At 61.2% G+C, this 17,414-nt stretch carries 16 protein-coding genes; 7 read left to right on the top strand and 9 right to left on the bottom strand.

Going from position 1 to position 17,414, the window contains the following annotated elements:
• Nucleotides 1-29: 29 nt before the first annotated feature.
• The 7 genes from ispC to rpsB form a co-directional block, all read right to left on the bottom strand.
• Nucleotides 30-1,220 (bottom strand): 1-deoxy-D-xylulose-5-phosphate reductoisomerase, encoded by a 1,191-nt coding sequence (gene ispC, locus PspS04_RS05350; RefSeq protein ID WP_159994035.1) that lies wholly within the window; start codon nt 1,218-1,220, stop codon nt 30-32.
• Nucleotides 1,217-2,023, bottom strand: a complete 807-nt coding sequence (locus tag PspS04_RS05345; protein WP_159994033.1) for a phosphatidate cytidylyltransferase — start codon at nt 2,021-2,023, stop codon at nt 1,217-1,219. The genes ispC and PspS04_RS05345 overlap by 4 nt, the downstream gene beginning before the upstream one ends.
• Entirely contained in the window at nt 2,023-2,778 is a 756-nt protein-coding gene (gene uppS / locus PspS04_RS05340; protein ID WP_095166791.1) for a polyprenyl diphosphate synthase, read from the bottom strand. Before uppS ends, PspS04_RS05345 begins: the two co-directional genes overlap by 1 nt.
• A 13-nt stretch (nt 2,779-2,791) precedes the next feature.
• Nucleotides 2,792-3,349 (bottom strand): ribosome recycling factor, encoded by a 558-nt coding sequence (gene frr, locus PspS04_RS05335; protein ID WP_095166789.1) that lies wholly within the window; start codon nt 3,347-3,349, stop codon nt 2,792-2,794.
• The gene (gene pyrH, locus PspS04_RS05330) at nt 3,346-4,089 is read right to left on the bottom strand and encodes a UMP kinase (RefSeq protein ID WP_011059526.1); all 744 of its coding nucleotides are present in this window, start codon (nt 4,087-4,089) and stop codon (nt 3,346-3,348) included. Before pyrH ends, frr begins: the two co-directional genes overlap by 4 nt.
• Before the next feature lie 209 nt (nt 4,090-4,298).
• Nucleotides 4,299-5,162, bottom strand: coding sequence for a translation elongation factor Ts (tsf, locus tag PspS04_RS05325; protein WP_095166787.1), 864 nt, complete (start codon nt 5,160-5,162; stop codon nt 4,299-4,301).
• A gap of 190 nt (nt 5,163-5,352) precedes the next feature.
• Nucleotides 5,353-6,090 carry a 30S ribosomal protein S2 gene (rpsB, locus tag PspS04_RS05320; RefSeq protein WP_003219330.1) on the bottom strand — a complete coding sequence of 246 codons (738 nt, stop codon included), beginning with the start codon at nt 6,088-6,090 and terminating at the stop codon, nt 5,353-5,355.
• A gap of 371 nt (nt 6,091-6,461) precedes the next feature.
• On the opposite strand from rpsB, the gene map reads away from it, so the two are divergent.
• From map to dapC, 3 genes are all read left to right on the top strand, one after another.
• Nucleotides 6,462-7,244, top strand: coding sequence for a type I methionyl aminopeptidase (gene map / locus PspS04_RS05315; protein ID WP_095166785.1), 783 nt, complete (start codon nt 6,462-6,464; stop codon nt 7,242-7,244).
• 38 nt (nt 7,245-7,282) lie between these two features.
• Complete coding sequence (locus tag PspS04_RS05310; RefSeq protein ID WP_095166783.1) at nt 7,283-9,985, top strand: [protein-PII] uridylyltransferase; 2,703 nt, start codon at nt 7,283-7,285, stop codon at nt 9,983-9,985.
• A 163-nt stretch (nt 9,986-10,148) separates the two neighbouring features.
• Nucleotides 10,149-11,348 (top strand): succinyldiaminopimelate transaminase, encoded by a 1,200-nt coding sequence (gene dapC, locus PspS04_RS05305; RefSeq protein ID WP_159994031.1) that lies wholly within the window; start codon nt 10,149-10,151, stop codon nt 11,346-11,348.
• 7 nt (nt 11,349-11,355) lie between these two features.
• On the opposite strand, the gene PspS04_RS05300 is transcribed toward dapC, so the two are convergent.
• A complete protein-coding gene (locus tag PspS04_RS05300) occupies nt 11,356-12,987 on the bottom strand; it encodes a Na+/H+ antiporter (protein WP_095166779.1) in 1,632 nt (543 codons plus the stop codon).
• A gap of 289 nt (nt 12,988-13,276) precedes the next feature.
• On the opposite strand from PspS04_RS05300, the gene PspS04_RS05295 reads away from it, so the two are divergent.
• From PspS04_RS05295 to PspS04_RS05280, 4 genes are all read left to right on the top strand, one after another.
• Nucleotides 13,277-13,585, top strand: a complete 309-nt coding sequence (locus tag PspS04_RS05295) for an arsenate reductase (RefSeq protein ID WP_232534623.1) — start codon at nt 13,277-13,279, stop codon at nt 13,583-13,585.
• Between the two features lie 33 nt (nt 13,586-13,618).
• Nucleotides 13,619-14,653 carry a 2,3,4,5-tetrahydropyridine-2,6-dicarboxylate N-succinyltransferase gene (gene dapD / locus PspS04_RS05290; protein ID WP_095166776.1) on the top strand — a complete coding sequence of 345 codons (1,035 nt, stop codon included), beginning with the start codon at nt 13,619-13,621 and terminating at the stop codon, nt 14,651-14,653.
• Between the two features lie 152 nt (nt 14,654-14,805).
• Nucleotides 14,806-16,011: an aminotransferase class V-fold PLP-dependent enzyme gene (locus PspS04_RS05285; protein WP_159994029.1), complete on the top strand. Its 1,206-nt coding sequence runs from the start codon at nt 14,806-14,808 to the stop codon at nt 16,009-16,011.
• Nucleotides 16,008-16,412, top strand: a complete 405-nt coding sequence (locus tag PspS04_RS05280; protein ID WP_095166772.1) for a SufE family protein — start codon at nt 16,008-16,010, stop codon at nt 16,410-16,412. Before PspS04_RS05285 ends, PspS04_RS05280 begins: the two co-directional genes overlap by 4 nt.
• A gap of 117 nt (nt 16,413-16,529) precedes the next feature.
• Here the strand turns inward: PspS04_RS05280 and tcdA are convergent, their stop codons facing one another.
• Nucleotides 16,530-17,342: a tRNA cyclic N6-threonylcarbamoyladenosine(37) synthase TcdA gene (gene tcdA, locus PspS04_RS05275; RefSeq protein ID WP_442966618.1), complete on the bottom strand. Its 813-nt coding sequence runs from the start codon at nt 17,340-17,342 to the stop codon at nt 16,530-16,532.
• Nucleotides 17,343-17,414 lie beyond the last annotated feature (72 nt).

The following is a 17,414-nucleotide window of genomic DNA, read 5'->3' as shown; positions in this document are numbered from 1 at the left end:
CGCTGGCGCCGGCAAACCTGCCGCAACACCTATCGCCCGTGGCGGCTCAACCAACGCTGCGCCAGTACACGCGCTTTCGCGTCCGCCGTAAACACTGCCTCGAGATCCGCCACAGCCACCACCGGCTCAAGGTTCAATACTTCCTCGATGATACTCGCGATCTCCAGGTAGCGGACACGCCCATCCAGAAAGGCGGCAACCGCCACTTCGTTGGCCGCATTCAACATGGCCGGCGCGCTGTTACCCGCCTCGGCCGCCTGGCGTGCCAGGCGCAGGCACGGGAAACGCTCTTCGTCGGGTGCCTGGAAGTCCAGGCGCGCGATAGCAAACAGATCAAGCGGCGCCACACCGGAGTCAATCCGCTCAGGCCAGGCCAGCGCATTGGCGATGGGTGTGCGCATGTCCGGGTTGCCCAACTGGGCCAGCACTGAACCGTCCACGTAGTCGACCAGCGAGTGAATCACGCTCTGCGGGTGGATCACCACTTCGACCTGTGAGGGCTTGGCATCGAACAGCCAGCAGGCCTCGATCAACTCCAGGCCCTTGTTCATCATGCTCGCCGAATCGACCGAAATCTTGCGCCCCATCGACCAGTTGGGATGGGCGCAGGCTTGATCCGGCGTGACATGTGCCAGCTCGGCCAGGGCGGTCTGGCGGAACGGGCCACCCGATGCAGTCAGCAGAATCCGCCGCACCCCGACATTGCCCAGCCCGCGGGAAAAATCCGTAGGCATGCACTGGAAGATCGCATTGTGCTCACTGTCGATCGGCAACAATACCGAACCGCTCTTGTGCACCGCCTGCATGAACAAGGCGCCGGACATCACCAGCGCCTCCTTGTTGGCCAGCAGGATCTTCTTGCCAGCTTCCACTGCCGCCAGGGTCGGGCGCAGTCCTGCCGCACCGACTATCGCCGCCATCACCGCATCCACTTCGGGATCGGCAGCCACCTGGCACAACCCCTCCTCCCCCACCAGCACACGGGTCGGCAGGCCAGCAGCCCGTAGATCGTCCTGCAGACGCCGCGCCGCTTCAGGTTGCGGGACCACGGCAAAACGCGGCACGTGACGGATGCACAAGGCCAGCAACTCACTAAGGCGCGAGAAGCCGCTCAAGGCAAAAACCTGGTAACGCTCCGGGTGGCGAGCGATGACGTCCAGGGTGCTCAGGCCTATGGAGCCGGTCGCACCGAGGACGGTGATCTGTTGTGGCCGGCTCACGGTGCCGCCATCCACAACAGCACGGCAAACAAGGGGATTGCAGCGGTCAGGCTGTCGATTCGATCCAGCACACCGCCGTGACCCGGCAGCAGGTTACTGCTGTCCTTGATCCCGGCCTGACGCTTGAACATGCTTTCGGTCAGGTCACCGACCACCGAGATGAACACGATGATAGCCGCGCCGATCAGCCCCATGAACAGTTGGCCCATACTCCAGTCGCGCACCAGGCCGACAACCAGGGTAATCACCAGGCTCAGCAGCAGGCCGCCATACACCCCTTCCCAGCTCTTGCCAGGACTGACCAGCGGCGCCAGCTTGCGCTTGCCGAAGGCCCGGCCGGAGAAGTAAGCGCCGATGTCCGCGCCCCAGACCAGCACCATGACCGCCATGATCAGCCAGTTGCCCAGCGGGTATTGTTTGATCAGCACCAGGCCTTGCCAGGCCGGCAACAGGATCAGCAGGCCGATCACCAGCTTGCAGGCGGCACTCGCCCAATGCTCGCTGGTCTTGGGGTAGGTCAGCACCAGGAAGGTCGCCACGCCCCACCACAGCACGGCTGCGCCCAACACCCAAGGCGCAAGCCCGGGCACCAAATGCAGGACCAGCAGCATCGCGGCTACCACGGCCCCGTAGGCGACACGCATCGACTGCGCCTCGAAGCCCGCCAGGCGCGCCCATTCCCAGGCGCCCAGGGTTACCACCAGGCCGATGAACAGTGCAAAAGCGGAACCTTCGAGCAGGAAAAACCCGCACAGGGCGATTGGCAGCAGGATCAGTGCCGTGATGATTCGTTGTTTAAGCATTAAACCCGGGCTCCAGCTTCGACCTGTTCGCTCGTTTTACCGAAGCGACGTTGGCGAGAAGCGAAATCGGCCAGTGCAGTACGCATGGCTTCGTGTTTGAAGTCCGGCCAGAACAGGTCGGAGAAGTACAACTCGGAATAGGCCATCTGCCACAACAGGAAGTTGCTGATGCGATGCTCGCCACCGGTGCGAATACACAGGTCCGGCAACGGCAGGTCGCCTGTGGACAGGCAGGTCTGCAGCAAATCCGGGGTGATGTCGTCCGGCCGCAGGTGGCCGGCCTGAACTTCTCGCGCCAGACGCTGCGCAGCCTGGGCAATGTCCCACTGACCGCCATAGTTGGCGGCGATTTGCAGGACAAAACGATTGGCCCCGGCCGTCATCGCCTCGGCTTCACGCATGGCTGCCTGAAGCTCCGGATGAAAACGCGAGCGATCGCCAATGATGCGCAAGGAAATGTTGTTGTCGTTGAGGCGCTTGGCCTCACGACGCAACGCCTTGAAGAACAGGTCCATCAAGGCACTGACTTCATCGGCCGGGCGCTGCCAGTTTTCACTGGAAAACGCGAACAGGGTCAGGACTTCCACCCCCGATTCCGCGCACACCTCGATTACGGCGCGCACAGCATCGACGCCCGCCTTGTGCCCGGCAACGCCGGGCAAGAAACGTTTTTTTGCCCAGCGATTATTGCCGTCCATGATGATCGCGACATGTCGCGGCACCGTGGACAGCGCAGGCTGCTTGGTCTTTTCCATGAAAGCGCGACCCTTATACGGCCATCAAATCCGCTTCTTTTTGCTTGGTCGCTGCGTCGATTTCGGCCTCAGCCTTGTCGGTCAGCTTCTGGATATCAGCAGCGGCACGACGCTCTTCGTCTTCGCTGATTTCCTTGTCCTTGACCAGTTTCTTCAGGTCGCCCAGTGCATCACGACGAATGTTGCGCACGGCAACACGAGCATCTTCAGCTGCGCTACGCGCCTGCTTGGTGAAGCCCTTGCGGGTTTCTTCAGTCAGAGCAGGCATGGAGATCAACAGCAGCTCGCCCAGGTTCGTCGGGTTGAGGTTCAAACCTGCACTTTGGATCGCCTTGTCGACTGCCGCGAGCATATTGCGCTCAAACGCCACGACCTGAAGGGTCCGGGAGTCTTTTACCGTGATGTTGGCCACTTGGGTGATGGAAGTGTCCGTGCCGTAGTACGGCACCATCACGCTACCCAGGATGCTTGGGTGAGCCTTGCCGGTACGAATCTGACCAAATGCATGGTTCAGAGAGTCCAGCGATTTCTGCATGCGCTCTTGAGCGTCTTTCTTGATTTCGTTGATCATTGTTCGCCTTCCTCGATCAGAGTCCCTTCAGCGCCGCCATGTACGATGTTCAGCAGGGCGCCGGGCTTGTTCATGTTAAATACGCGCAGCGGCATCTTGTGGTCGCGGCACAGGCAGATAGCCGTCAGGTCCATGACACCCAGCTTGCGATCCAGTACTTCATCGTAGGTCAGATGATCGAACTTCTCGGCATGCGGGTCTTTGAATGGGTCTGCGGTGTACACACCGTCAACCTTGGTCGCCTTGAGCACGACGTCGGCATCGATTTCGATCGCGCGCAGGCAGGCGGCCGAATCGGTGGTGAAGAACGGGTTGCCGGTACCGGCCGCGAAGATCACCACTTCCTTGGAGTTGAGGTGACGCATGGCTTTGCGGCGATCGTAGTGATCGGTCACGCCAACCATGGAGATGGCCGACATCACGATGGCCGAGATATTGGCACGTTCCAGCGCATCGCGCATGGCCAGGGCGTTCATCACAGTGGCCAGCATGCCCATGTGGTCGCCAGTGACCCGATCCATGCCGGCCGCACTCAGTGCCGCGCCGCGGAACAGGTTGCCGCCACCAATCACCAGACCGACCTGGACGCCGATACCGACCAGTTGGCCGACTTCCAGCGCCATGCGATCCAGGACCTTTGGGTCGATCCCGAACTCTTCGGAGCCCATCAAGGCCTCGCCGCTAAGCTTGAGTAGAATGCGTTTATAGCGAGCCTGATAACCACTGCCCTGCTGAGCCATTGCGAATCTCTCCTGCGGCGTATTTTAAAAAATTCTGTGCTGGCTGTTTGCAGCCTGCGTTTACTCTAGCTTGACGCTATCACAGCGCCATCAGAACACGGCTTTGTAAGCCAGTTCCGAAGGGAAGCCAAATAAAATCGACCTCCCATTTGAAAAGAGGCTGCGCGCGTGAGCGGGCAGCCTCTTTCGGGCGACAGTTGAAAACTGTCTTATTGCTTGGCAGCAGCCAGCTGGGCAGCAACTTCTTCAGCGAAGTTGTCGACCGGCTTCTCGATGCCTTCGCCTACTTTGAAGTAAGTGAAGGAAACGATTTCAGCACCGGCTTTCTTGGCCAGTTCGCCAACCTTGATTTCAGGGTTCTTGACGAACGCCTGCTCAACCAGGCTTGCTTCAGCCAGGAACTTGCTGATACGGCCTTTGACCATGTTCTCAACAATGTTTTCTGGCTTGCCTTTGATTTTTTCTTCGTTCAGCTGCAGGAACACGGCTTTTTCGCGCTCGATCGCTTCAGCGGAAACTTCCGATGGCAGCAGGAACTCAGGGTTGCTAGCAGCTACGTGCATAGCGATGTCCTTGGCCAGCTCAACGTTGCCGCCTTTCAGAACAACAGCTACACCGATCTTGTTGCCGTGCAGGTAACCACCAACCACATCACCTTCAACGCGAGCCAGGCGACGGATGTTGACGTTTTCGCCAACCTTGCCGACCAGGACCAGGCGAGCAGCTTCTTGAGCTTCGATCAGCGGAGCGACGTCAGTCAGCTTGTCGGCGAACGCTTTTTCAACGCTTGCAGCAACAAATGCCTTGAAGTCGTCCTGCAGAGCCAGGAAGTCAGTCTGCGAGTTCACTTCCAGCAGGACTGCGGATTTACCGTCTTCCTTCAGGGCGATAGCGCCTTCAGCAGCAACGTTGCCTGCTTTTTTGGCAGCCTTGATGGCGCCCGAAGCACGCATGTCATCAATGGCTTTCTCGATGTCGCCGCCAGCCTTGGTCAAGGCCTTTTTGCAGTCCATCATGCCTTCGCCAGTACGCTCGCGCAGTTCTTTGACCAACGCTGCAGTAATCTCTGCCATTTTCAAATTCCTCTTGGATAGGTTTTCAACCATTCCACCCGATCGAACGGGCGTTCAATTCTTCTCGATCCACCCTTTGTTAGCTGCCGCACGTTACAAAAAGGCAGTGGGCGCCGACAAATGGTTTTCGAGGTGGCAAAAAGGGGGCCAAGCCCCCTTTTTGCTTACTGAGTCAACGCCAAGGCGTCAATTACTCAGCTGCTGCTACCGGAGCTTCTTCTACGAACTGCTCGGTGCCGCCAGCAACGTGGTTGCGACCGCGGATTACAGCGTCAGCCATCGAACCCATGTACAGCTGGATAGCGCGGATTGCGTCATCGTTGCCTGGGATGATGTAGTCAACGCCTTCCGGGCTGCTGTTGGTATCGACTACGCCGATAACCGGGATGCCCAGCTTGTTGGCTTCGGTGATCGCGATGCGCTCGTGATCAACGTCGATAACGAACAGTGCGTCAGGCAGACCGCCCATGTCCTTGATACCACCCAGGGAACGATCGAGCTTTTCCAGGTCACGAGTGCGCATCAGCGCTTCTTTCTTGGTCAGCTTGGCGAAAGTACCGTCTTCGGCTTGCACTTCAAGGTCACGCAGACGCTTGATGGAAGCACGGATGGTTTTGAAGTTGGTCAGCATGCCGCCCAACCAGCGGTGATCGACGTACGGCGAACCGCAACGTGCTGCTTCTTCAGCAACGATCTTGCCAGCGGAACGCTTGGTGCCGACGAACAGAATCTTGTTTTTGCCCTGGGCCAGACGCTCTACGAAAGTCAGAGCTTCGTTGAACATTGGCAGGGTTTTTTCAAGGTTGATGATGTGGATCTTGTTACGCGCGCCGAAAATGTATTTACCCATTTTCGGGTTCCAGTAACGGGTCTGGTGACCGAAGTGCACACCGGCCTTCAGCATATCGCGCATGTTGACTTGGGACATGATAGTTCCTTAATAAGTCGGGTTTGGCCTCCACGTATCCCAATGACCAACCAGCAGCTTCAGCTGAAGGCACCCAGGTCATCGTGTCGACACGTGTGTGGATTTAAGCCTTTCGGGGCATCCCCGGAAAGCGGCGCATTTTATACCACAGCAAGGCTGAAAACGGAACCCGGTTTCTCAAAACCGGGCCAGCGCAGGTGTTCCAGCCCTTGGAATCGCTCCAGAATGCGCCATTCTATAGAGAGAAGCGATGCATGCCGCCACGGATTTGCCGTGATCGTCTGTTAGAATCGCCTTTTTCAGGCCTGCGCACCGCATCACGCAGAGCCCATTCCGTATAGCAAGCGCCACTGAGCGTAGAGAGAGCCTGTATGACCGTCACCCTCAAAACCCCAGAGGACATCGCCAAAATGCGTATCGCCGGCAAACTCGCCGCCGATGTGCTGGAAATGATTGCCGAACACGTCAAGCCCGGGATCACCACCGAAGAGCTCGACCGCATCTGCCACGACTACATCGTCAACGAGCAGCAGGCCATCCCTGCCCCGCTCAACTACAAAGGCTTCCCGAAGTCGATCTGCACCTCGATCAACCATGTGGTCTGCCACGGCATCCCGAACGAGAAAGCCCTGAAAGACGGCGACACCCTGAACATCGACGTCACGGTGATCAAGGACGGCTACCACGGCGACACCAGCCGCATGTTCCACGTCGGCAGCGTGCCGGTCTGGGCCGAGCGCCTGTCCCAGGTCACCCAGGAATGCATGTACAAAGCCATCGAGATCGTCAAACCCGGCTGCCGCCTGGGCGATATCGGCGAAGTGATCCAGAAGCACGCTGAAAAGAACGGTTTCTCGGTCGTGCGCGAGTTCTGCGGCCACGGCATCGGCAAGGTGTTCCACGAAGAGCCACAAATCCTGCACTACGGCCGTGCCGGTACCGGCATGGAACTGCAAGCCGGCATGACCTTCACCATCGAGCCGATGATCAACCAGGGCAAGGCCGACACCAAGGTCCTGGGCGATGGCTGGACCGCCATCACCAAGGACCGCAAGCTCTCGGCCCAGTGGGAACACACCCTGCTGGTGACCGAGACCGGCTACGAAATCTTCACCTTGCGCAGCGATGACACCATCCCTCGCGTTTCCGCCTGACCTGCCGTTCCCAGCCTTATAGAAAGGAAAGCCAATCGATGCCGCAGGTGGATCCCGAACTCTTCGACCGCGGCCAGTTCCAGGCTGAACTGGCCCTGAAGGCAAGCCCGATTGCGGCTTTCAAGAAGGCCATCCGCCAGGCTCGCGAGGTGCTGGATACGCGCTTTCGCAGTGGCCGGGACATTCGCCGGCTGATCGAGGATCGTGCCTGGTTCGTCGACAACATCCTGCAAAAGGCCTGGGACCAGTTCGACTGGAGCGAAGACGCCGACATCGCGCTGGTCGCGGTCGGCGGCTACGGCCGGGGCGAGTTGCACCCCTATTCCGATATCGACCTGCTGATCCTGCTGGACAGCGCCGATCACGAAGTTTTCCGCGACTCCATCGAACGCTTCCTGACCCTGCTGTGGGACATCGGCCTGGAAGTAGGCCAGAGCGTGCGCTCGGTGGACGAATGCGCAGTGGAAGCCCGCGCCGACCTGACGGTTGTCACCAACCTCATGGAAAGCCGCACCATTGCCGGCCCCGAGCACTTGCGCCAGCGCATGCTCGAGGTCACCAGCACCGCACACATGTGGCCGGCCAAGGAGTTCTTCCTGGCCAAGCGCGCCGAACAGAAGGCCCGCCACCACAAGTACAACGACACCGAATACAACCTGGAACCCAACGTCAAAGGCTCGCCCGGCGGCCTGCGGGATATCCAGACGATCTTGTGGGTAGCCCGCCGCCAGTACGGCACCCTGAACCTGCGCGCCCTGGCCGGCGAGGGTTTCCTGGTGGAGAGCGAGAACGCCCTGCTGGCCTCCTCCCAGGAGTTCCTGTGGAAAGTCCGCTACGCCCTGCACATGCTCGCCGGACGCTCGGAAGACCGCCTGCTGTTCGACCACCAGCGTTCGATCGCCGGCCTGCTGGGTTTTCAAGGTGAAGACGCCAAGCACGCCATCGAAAACTTCATGCAGCAGTACTATCGGGTCGTCATGAGCATTGCCCAGCTCAGCGACCTGATCATCCAGCACTTCGAGGAAATCATCCTCGCCCCGGCCGACGAAGCGCCGCCGCAGCCGATCAACTCGCGCTTCCAGCTGCATGACGGCTACATCGAGGCCATCAACACCAACGTGTTCAAGCGCACGCCGTTTGCCATGCTGGAAATCTTCGTGCTGATGGCTCAGCAGCCGGAAATCAAGGGCGTACGCGCCGATACCATTCGCTTGCTGCGCGAACACCGGCACCTGATCGACGACACCTTCCGCAACGACATCCGCAACACCAGCCTGTTTATCGAACTGTTCAAGTGCAAGATCGGTATCCACCGCAACCTGCGGCGGATGAACCGCTACGGCATCCTCGGCCGCTACTTGCCGGAGTTCGGTTTTATTGTCGGGCAGATGCAGCATGACCTGTTCCACATCTATACGGTCGATGCCCATACCCTGAACCTGATCAAACACCTGCGTAAGCTGCAGTACACCCAGGTGTCCGAAAAATTCCCGCTGGCCAGCAAGCTCATGGCCAAGCTGCCCAAGCCGGAGCTGATCTACCTGGCCGGGCTGTACCACGATATCGGCAAAGGCCGGCATGGCGACCATTCCGACATCGGCGCGGTGGACGCGGAAGCCTTCTGCCAGCGCCATCAGCTCCCTGCCTGGGACAGCCGCCTGATCGTCTGGCTGGTGCAAAACCACCTGGTAATGTCGACCACCGCCCAGCGCAAGGACCTGTCCGACCCGCAGGTGATCCACGACTTCGCCCAGGCGGTCAGCGACGAGACCCGCCTCGACTACCTGTATGTACTGACCGTCGCGGACATCAACGCCACCAACCCGACCCTATGGAACTCCTGGCGCGCCAGCCTGTTGCGCCAGCTCTACACCGAGACCAAGCGCGCCTTGCGCCGTGGCCTGGAAAACCCGGTAGACCGCGAGGAGCAGATTCGCCAGACCCAAAGCGCGGCCCTGGACATCCTGGTTCGCGGCGGCACCGATCCGGACGACGTCGAGCAGCTCTGGTCGCAACTGGGCGACGACTACTTCCTGCGCCACACCGCCGGCGATGTCGCCTGGCACAGTGACGCGATCCTCCAGCAACCAGCCGACGGCGGCCCGCTGGTCCTGATCAAGGAGACCACCCAGCGCGAGTTCGAAGGCGGCACGCAGATCTTCATCTATGCACCGGACCAACACGACTTCTTCGCCGTGACCGTGGCCGCGATGGACCAGCTCAACCTGAACATTCACGACGCCCGGGTCATCACCTCCACCAGCCAGTTCACCCTCGACACCTATATCGTGCTCGACACCGATGGCGACTCGATTGGCGACAACCCGGCCCGGGTCAAGCAGATCCGCGACGGCCTGACCGACGCGCTACGCAACCCGGACGACTACCCGACTATCATCCAGCGTCGGGTGCCGCGCCAGCTCAAGCATTTCGCCTTCGCGCCTCAGGTGACGATCCACAACGACGCCCACCGCCCCGTGACCGTGCTCGAGCTCAGCGCCCCGGACCGCCCGGGCCTGCTCGCGCGGATCGGCGGGATATTCCTGGAGTTCGACCTGTCGCTGCAGAACGCCAAGATCGCCACCCTCGGCGAGCGCGTGGAAGACGTGTTTTTCATTACCGACGCCCACAATCAACCGCTCTCGGACCCAGAGCTGTGCCGCCGACTGCAGGATGCAATCGTCGAGCAGTTGAGCGTCAACCAGGAACCGGATATCAAGCTGTCGCGCCTGAGCATTTGACTCCCAGCTTCCCCCTGTGGGAGCGGGCTTGCCCGCGATGGCGCCAGCACATTCAAGACCCACAGTGGCTGATCCACCGCTATCGCGGGCAAGCCCGCTCCCACGCTGGATCTGCTGCATTACACAGATTGCATTCATTTAATGACGCCATCGAGACTCACCGATGAACAACGCTCTGAACCAGCTCCAGCCCTACCCGTTCGAAAAGCTGCGCGCCCTGCTCGGTGCTGTCACGCCCAACCCTGACAAGCGCCCGATCGCCCTGTCCATCGGCGAGCCGAAACACCGCTCGCCAAGCTTCGTCGCCGAAGCCCTGGCCAGCAATCTGGAAAAAATGGCGGTATACCCGACTACCCTCGGCATCCCGCAGCTGCGTGAAGCCATCGCCGGCTGGTGCGAGCGGCGCTTCAACGTACCCGCCGGTTGGCTCGACCCGGCGCGCAACGTATTGCCGGTCAATGGCACCCGTGAGGCACTGTTTGCTTTCACCCAGACCGTGGTCAACCGTGGCGATGACGCGCTGGTGGTCAGCCCGAACCCGTTCTACCAGATCTACGAAGGCGCCGCGTTCCTGGCCGGGGCCAAGCCGCACTACCTGCCGTGCCTGGACGAGAACGGCTTCAACCCGGATTTCGACGCTGTTTCGCCGGACATCTGGAAACGCTGCCAGATCCTGTTCCTGTGCTCGCCAGGCAACCCGACCGGTGCATTGATCCCGGTGGACATCCTGAAAAAGCTGATCGCCCTGGCTGACGAATATGACTTCGTGATTGCCGCCGACGAGTGCTACAGCGAACTGTACTTCGACGAACAAACCCCACCACCTGGCCTGCTGAGTGCCTGCGTGGAACTGGGCCGCCAGGACTTCAAGCGCTGCGTGGTATTCCACAGCCTGTCCAAGCGCTCCAACCTGCCGGGCCTGCGCTCGGGCTTCGTGGCCGGAGATGCCGAGATCCTCAAGGGCTTCTTGCTGTATCGCACCTACCACGGCTGCGCCATGCCGGTCCAAACCCAACTGGCCAGCGTTGCCGCCTGGAACGATGAAGAGCACGTGCGCGCCAACCGCACCCTGTACCGCGAGAAGTTCGACGCAGTGCTGGCGATCCTCAGCCCGGTGCTCGACGTCCAGCGCCCTGACGGCAGCTTCTACCTGTGGCCGAACGTCGGCGGCGACGACGCCGCCTTCTGCCGCGACCTGTATGTCGAGGAGCACGTGACGGTAGTGCCGGGCTCTTATCTGTCTCGCGAAGTCGACGGCTTCAACCCGGGTGCCGGGCGCGTACGCCTGGCCCTGGTTGCGCCCCTGGCCGAATGCGTGGAAGCCGCCGAGCGGATTCGCGCCTTTATCCAGCGCCACCCGTAAGCCGGCGTCACTTCACCGGCCCCAGGTTGGCCTCGCTCAAATCGAGGTCGGCCAGCACCTCGCGCAGCACGTCATCACCGATCTGGTGATGACGACTGAGCCGGTACAACTCCAGACGCTGGGCCCGCAGCGCATTCAAGCGCAGGCGCCGCTCCAGCAAGTCCATCTGAAACGCCAGGGCCTGGGCTTCGGCGGAATCGTTGAACACCTCCAGTTGATGCCGGTACTCGGACATGATCCGCGCCTTGAGCTCGGCAGCCAGTGCAGCCTGCGCCGCATCCTGCGGATTGGCCTCCTCGGCCTCCAAGGCATGAATCGCCGCCTCGGCGGTCTTGCGCCAGGCGTCGCGCACCTCTTGCCGGCGCTTGTCGTCCGGACTCTTCGGCAGGCCGCGCAACAGCAGCGGCAAGGCGATGCAGGCCGTCACCAGGGACAACAGGATCACCCCGGCAGCAATGAAGATCAGCAGGTCGCGTTCTGGAAATGCCTCGGCGCCCATCAGCATCGGCACCGACATCACACCCGCCAGCGTCACTGCCCCGCGCACGCCACCCACCGTCAACAGCCAGCAGGAACGAGCGGTCGGCACCTCGGTCAGCTCGCCCTTGCCACGCCAGCGCCGCAACAACACCGACAAGCGCCAGATGCTCTGCACCCAGATAAAGCGCAGCATCAGCAAAGCGAGGAAAATCGCCAGCACTTCCAGGCAACGATAAAACAGGGTCGGCCACAGCGTGCTTTCGTGACTGACCACGGCCTTGATGATGTCCGGCAGTTGCAGGCCCAATAGCAGGAAAATCAGGCCATTGAAAGCGAACTCCAGCAGCGACCAGACACTGCGATTGAGCAGCCGGGTACTGGTCTGGCGCGGCAGCAGGTCAAGCCAGCTCTGCATCATCCCCGCCGCCACCGCCGACAGAATGCCCGAGACACCCAGGCGCTCGGCCAGCACATAGGCGGCAAACGGCAGTAGTAACATGAACACCACGTGGGTCGCCGGGTCGTCCCAGCCACGGGCGATCATCCAGGCCCGCAGACGGCCGACCAGCCAACTCAGGGCCACGCCCACCAACAGCCCGCCAATCGCCACCAGGACAAAGGTCAGACTGGCATTGGCCAGGGAGAACGCTCCGGTAATGGCGGCCGCCAGGGCAAACTTGAAGGTCACCAGGCCCGAGGCATCATTCATCAGGGCCTCGCCCTGCAGCATGTGCATCAAGGGCGTAGGCAAGCGGTTCTGGGAGATTGCCGAGACTGCCACGGCATCGGTCGGCGACAACACCGCCGCCAGGGCGAAGGCCACCGGCAATGGAATGCTCGGCACCAGCCAGTGAATGAAGTACCCCGCCCCGACCACGGTGAACAACACCAGCCCCACCGCCAGGGTCAAGATCGGTCCACGCAACTTCCACAGCGCCCGCTTGGGCATGCGCCAGCCATCGGAGAACAGCAGCGGCGGCAGGAACAGAAACAGGAACAGTTCGGGGTCGAGCGCCACATGCAGCCCCAGTGTCGGCCACGCGAGCAGTGCCCCGGCGGCAATCTGCACAAGCGGCAACGGCAGTGGAATCACCCGGCCCACCAGACGCGAGACACTGACCAGCATCAGCAGGATGAGGACGGTATAAGCGGTTTGCATAAAACAACAGTTCCCGGACATTCGATGTGCAACAGCACACATCAGGCAACAAGTTGCCGTTGAAGTGCCATATTAGACGCTTAAGCTAGCCTTCGACCTTTGCACAAAGGTCGCACCTGACCCGGTAACCTGTCGCACAATCGTTTTATGGCCGTCGTCGCCGACGCCGAACCCCCTCGGTCATGGCATAATCCTTCACCTTTTAGTTCCAGCACCTCCAAAGGGGGGCAATTCCTTGACCGCTTCAAGCAAAACGTTGCACCTTTTCGGCATCAAAGCCTGCGACACCATGAAAAAGGCGCGCACCTGGCTCGATGAAAACGCTGTCAGCTTTGATTTCCACGATTACAAGACGGCCGGAATCGACCGTGAACACCTGACCCAGTGGTGCAACGAGCACGGCTGGCAAGTGGTGCTCAACCGTGCAGGCACGACCTTTCGCAAACTCGACGACGAACGCAAAGCCGATCTCGACCAGGCGAAAGCTATCGAACTGATGCTCGCACAACCCTCGATGATCAAGCGCCCGGTGCTCGATCTCGGTGACCGAACCCTGATTGGCTTCAAGCCAGATATCTACGCGGCCGCACTCAAGTAAGGCAGCCCGTTCAATTTTGTTAGAGGTAATTGCATGTCCACTACCCTGTTCAGCGTGGCCTTTGGTGTTGGTACCCAGAATCGTCAAGGCACATGGCTGGAAGTGTTTTACGCCCAACCCCTGCTCAACCCGTCGGCCGAATTGATCGCCGCCGTTGCCCCGATCCTCGGCTACACCGAAGGCAACCAGGCCATCGCGTTCACTACCGCCCAGGCCGCGCAACTGGCCGAAGCCGTGAAAGCCATCGATGCCACCCAGGCCGCCCTGCTGACCCGCCTGGCGGAAAGCCACAAGCCGCTGGTCGCCACCCTGCTGGCCGAAGACGCACAACTGAGCTCCACCCCTGAGGCCTACCTCAAACTGCACCTGCTGTCCCACCGCCTGGTCAAGCCGCACGGCCTGAACCTGGCCGGGATCTTCCCGCTGTTGCCTAACGTAGCCTGGACCAGCCAGGGCGCCATCGACCTCGGCGAACTGGCTGAACATCAACTCGAAGCGCGCCTGCGTGGCGAGTTGCTGGAAGTGTTCTCGGTGGACAAGTTCCCGAAAATGACCGACTACGTAGTGCCGGCTGGCGTGCGTATCGCTGACGCCTCGCGGATCCGCCTGGGTGCCTACGTGGGCGAAGGCACCACCGTGATGCACGAAGGTTTCGTCAACTTCAACGCCGGTACCGAAGGCCCGGGCATGATCGAAGGCCGCGTGTCGGCCGGCGTGTTCGTCGGCAAGGGTTCGGACCTGGGCGGCGGCTGCTCCACCATGGGCACCCTGTCGGGCGGCGGCAACATCGTGATCAAGGTCGGCGAAGGCTGCCTGATCGGCGCCAACGCTGGTATCGGCATTCCGTTGGGCGACCGCAACACTGTCGAGTCGGGCCTGTACGTCACCGCTGGGACCAAAGTGGCCCTGCTGGATGAAAACAACCAACTGGTCAAAGTGGTCAAGGCTCGTGAGCTGGCCGGTCAGTCCGACCTGCTGTTCCGCCGCAATTCGCAGACCGGCGCCGTGGAATGCAAGACCCACAAGTCGGCCATCGAACTGAACGAAGCGCTGCACGCTCACAACTAAGCGTCACTCGAATACCTGTGTAGGAGCGAGCATGCTCGCGATGGACGTCAACGATAACGCGGGAAAGCAGACAGCCCGCATCATCCATGCGTTTTTCGCGAGCATGCTCGCTCCTACAGGGGTTCGGCGTACCTCCTGCAGGGCCCGATAGCATGATGATTCCCTCACCCTGGCGCGCCGATTTCCCGGCCATCGCCGCCCTGCAACGGCAAGACCAGACCTATCTGGACAACGCCGCCACCACCCAGAAACCCCAAGCCCTGCTCGACGCGCTGGCGCACTACTACGCCAACGGCGCGGCCAACGTCCATCGGGCGCAACACCTGCCCGGCGCCCATGCCACGCAAGCGTTCGAAGACAGCCGCAACAAAGTCGCGCATTGGCTCAATGCGCAAACCAGCGGGCAAATCATCTTCACCCACGGCGCGACCTCTGCGCTGAACCTCCTGGCCTATGGCCTGGAACACCTTTTCCAAGCGGGCGATGAAATTGTCATCAGCGCCCTGGAACACCACGCCAACCTGCTGCCCTGGCAACAACTGGCCAAACGTCGCGAGCTGAAGCTGGTGGTATTGCCACTGGACGCCGACGGCGTAATCGACCTGCAGGCCGCCAGCACACTGATCGGGCCCCGCACCCGGTTGCTGGCAGTCAGCCAATTGTCCAACGTACTGGGGGCCTGGCAGCCACTGGCGCCCCTGCTGGCCCTGGCACAGGCCCACAACGCCTTGACCGTGATCGACGGTGCCCAGGGCGTGGTTCATGGCCGGCACGACGTGCAGGCGCTGGGCTGCGACTTCTATGTGTTTTCCAGCCACAAACTCTACGGGCCCGATGGTCTGGGGGTGGTATTTGGCCGCAACGCCGCCCTGGAGCAATTGCGCCCCTGGCAGTTCGGCGGCGAGATGGTGCTGGACGCCAACTACCACGACGCACGGTTCCGCCCGGCGCCCCTGGGCTTTGAAGCCGGGACCCCGCCGATTGCCAGCGTGATCGGCCTGGGCGCAACCCTCGACTACCTGGCAGGGCTGGATCAGGACGCGGTGTCGGCCCACGAAGCGGCGCTGCATGAGTACTTGTTGAAGGGCCTCCAGGCGCGCAATGGCATCCGGCTACTCGGCAAACCCCAACTGGCACTGGTCAGCTTTGTCGTCGAGGGCGTGCACAACGCCGACCTGGCCCACCTGCTCACAGAACAGGGAATTGCCGTGCGCGCCGGTCATCACTGCGCCATGCCATTGCTCAAGAGCTTCGAGCTGGCCGGGGCCATTCGTGTGTCGCTGGCGCTGTACAACGACTCCGAAGACCTTGAGCGCTTCTTCGAAGCCCTGGACCAGGCCCTGGAGCTGTTGCGATGAACCTGCCCGCCGAGGCCGTCAACGCCCTGCACACCTTCCAGGCCGCCGCCGGCTGGGAACAAAGGGCGCGCCTGTTGATGCAATGGGGCGACCGCCTGCCGCCCTTGAATGAAGCCGACAAATCCGAAACCAACCGCGTGCACGGCTGTGAAAGCCAGGTGTGGCTGGTGGGTGAACTGCACGACGGTCACTGGCAGTTTGCCGCGAGCAGCGATGCACGGTTGATTCGCGGGCTGGTGGCATTGCTGCTGGCGCGGGTCAATGGCTTGTCCGCGCAAGAGTTGCAACAGGTGGACTTACCAGACTGGTTCAACCAACTGGGCCTCAGCCGCCAGCTCTCACCGTCCCGCAGCAATGGCTTGAACGCGGTGTTGCAGCGGATGAATGAGTTGGCGGGTTAATCGCCATCGCGAGCAGGCTCGCTCCCACAAGGGGATTTGTACTCGCCACAGATCCACTGCGGGAAAGAACCGGCCGGTGCTCCGTCTGCTCGCGATAAGGCCATCAGAGTCGACCATTTAAGCCTGAGGCTTGACCTTGTCCGCCGGCCGTCGCACTCCCGCGACGATCTTGTCCACAGCCTTGGTCGCCGCGACCATGCCGAAGGTCGCGGTCACCATCATCACCGCGCCAAAACCACCGGCGCAGTCGAGCTTGACGCCGTCGCCGACAAAACTCTTCTGCAGGCAGATGCTGCCATCGGGTTTCGGGTAGCGCAGTTGTTCCGTGGAGAACACGCACGGCACGCTGTAGTGGCGGGTCACGGTGCGGGAAAAGTTGTAGTCGCGACGCAGGGTCGAACGCACTTTTGAGGCCAGTGGGTCATTGAAGGTGCGGTTCAGGTCGCAGACCTGGATCAGCGTCGGGTCGATCTGCCCGCCAGCGCCGCCAGTGGTAATGATCTGGATCTTGCGGCGCTTGCACCAGGCGATCAGGGCGGCCTTGGCGTTGACGCTGTCGATGCAATCGATCACGCAGTCGATATTCGGCGTGATGTACTCGGCCATGGTCTCGCGGGTGACGAAGTCTGCCACCGCGTGCACGGTGCTCTCGGGATTGATCCCGCGCAGGCGCTCCGCCATGACCTCGACCTTGGGTTTGCCCACCGTGCTGTCCAGGGCGTGCAATTGCCGATTGGCGTTGCTCACACAGACGTCGTCGAGGTCGAACAGGGAAATCTCACCCACCCCGCAACGGGCTATGGCTTCCGCCGCCCAGGAACCTACGCCACCGACGCCGACAATCGCCACGTGGGCCGCGCGCAAGCGGGCCAGGCCTTCAATGCCATACAAGCGGGCGATGCCAGCAAACCGCGGATCTTCTGTACTCATGACCACTACCCTAAAAACCGGCGCGCATTATAGGGCCACGGGCCGACAAGTTTTCACCTTCTGGCTACAAGT

It is taken from the genome of Pseudomonas sp. S04 (genome assembly GCF_009834545.1).
In the GTDB taxonomy this organism is placed as follows: Bacteria; Pseudomonadota; Gammaproteobacteria; order Pseudomonadales; family Pseudomonadaceae; genus Aquipseudomonas.
Note: the sequence above shows the minus strand (reverse complement) of the source record. Positions and strands in the feature narration are given on the sequence as shown.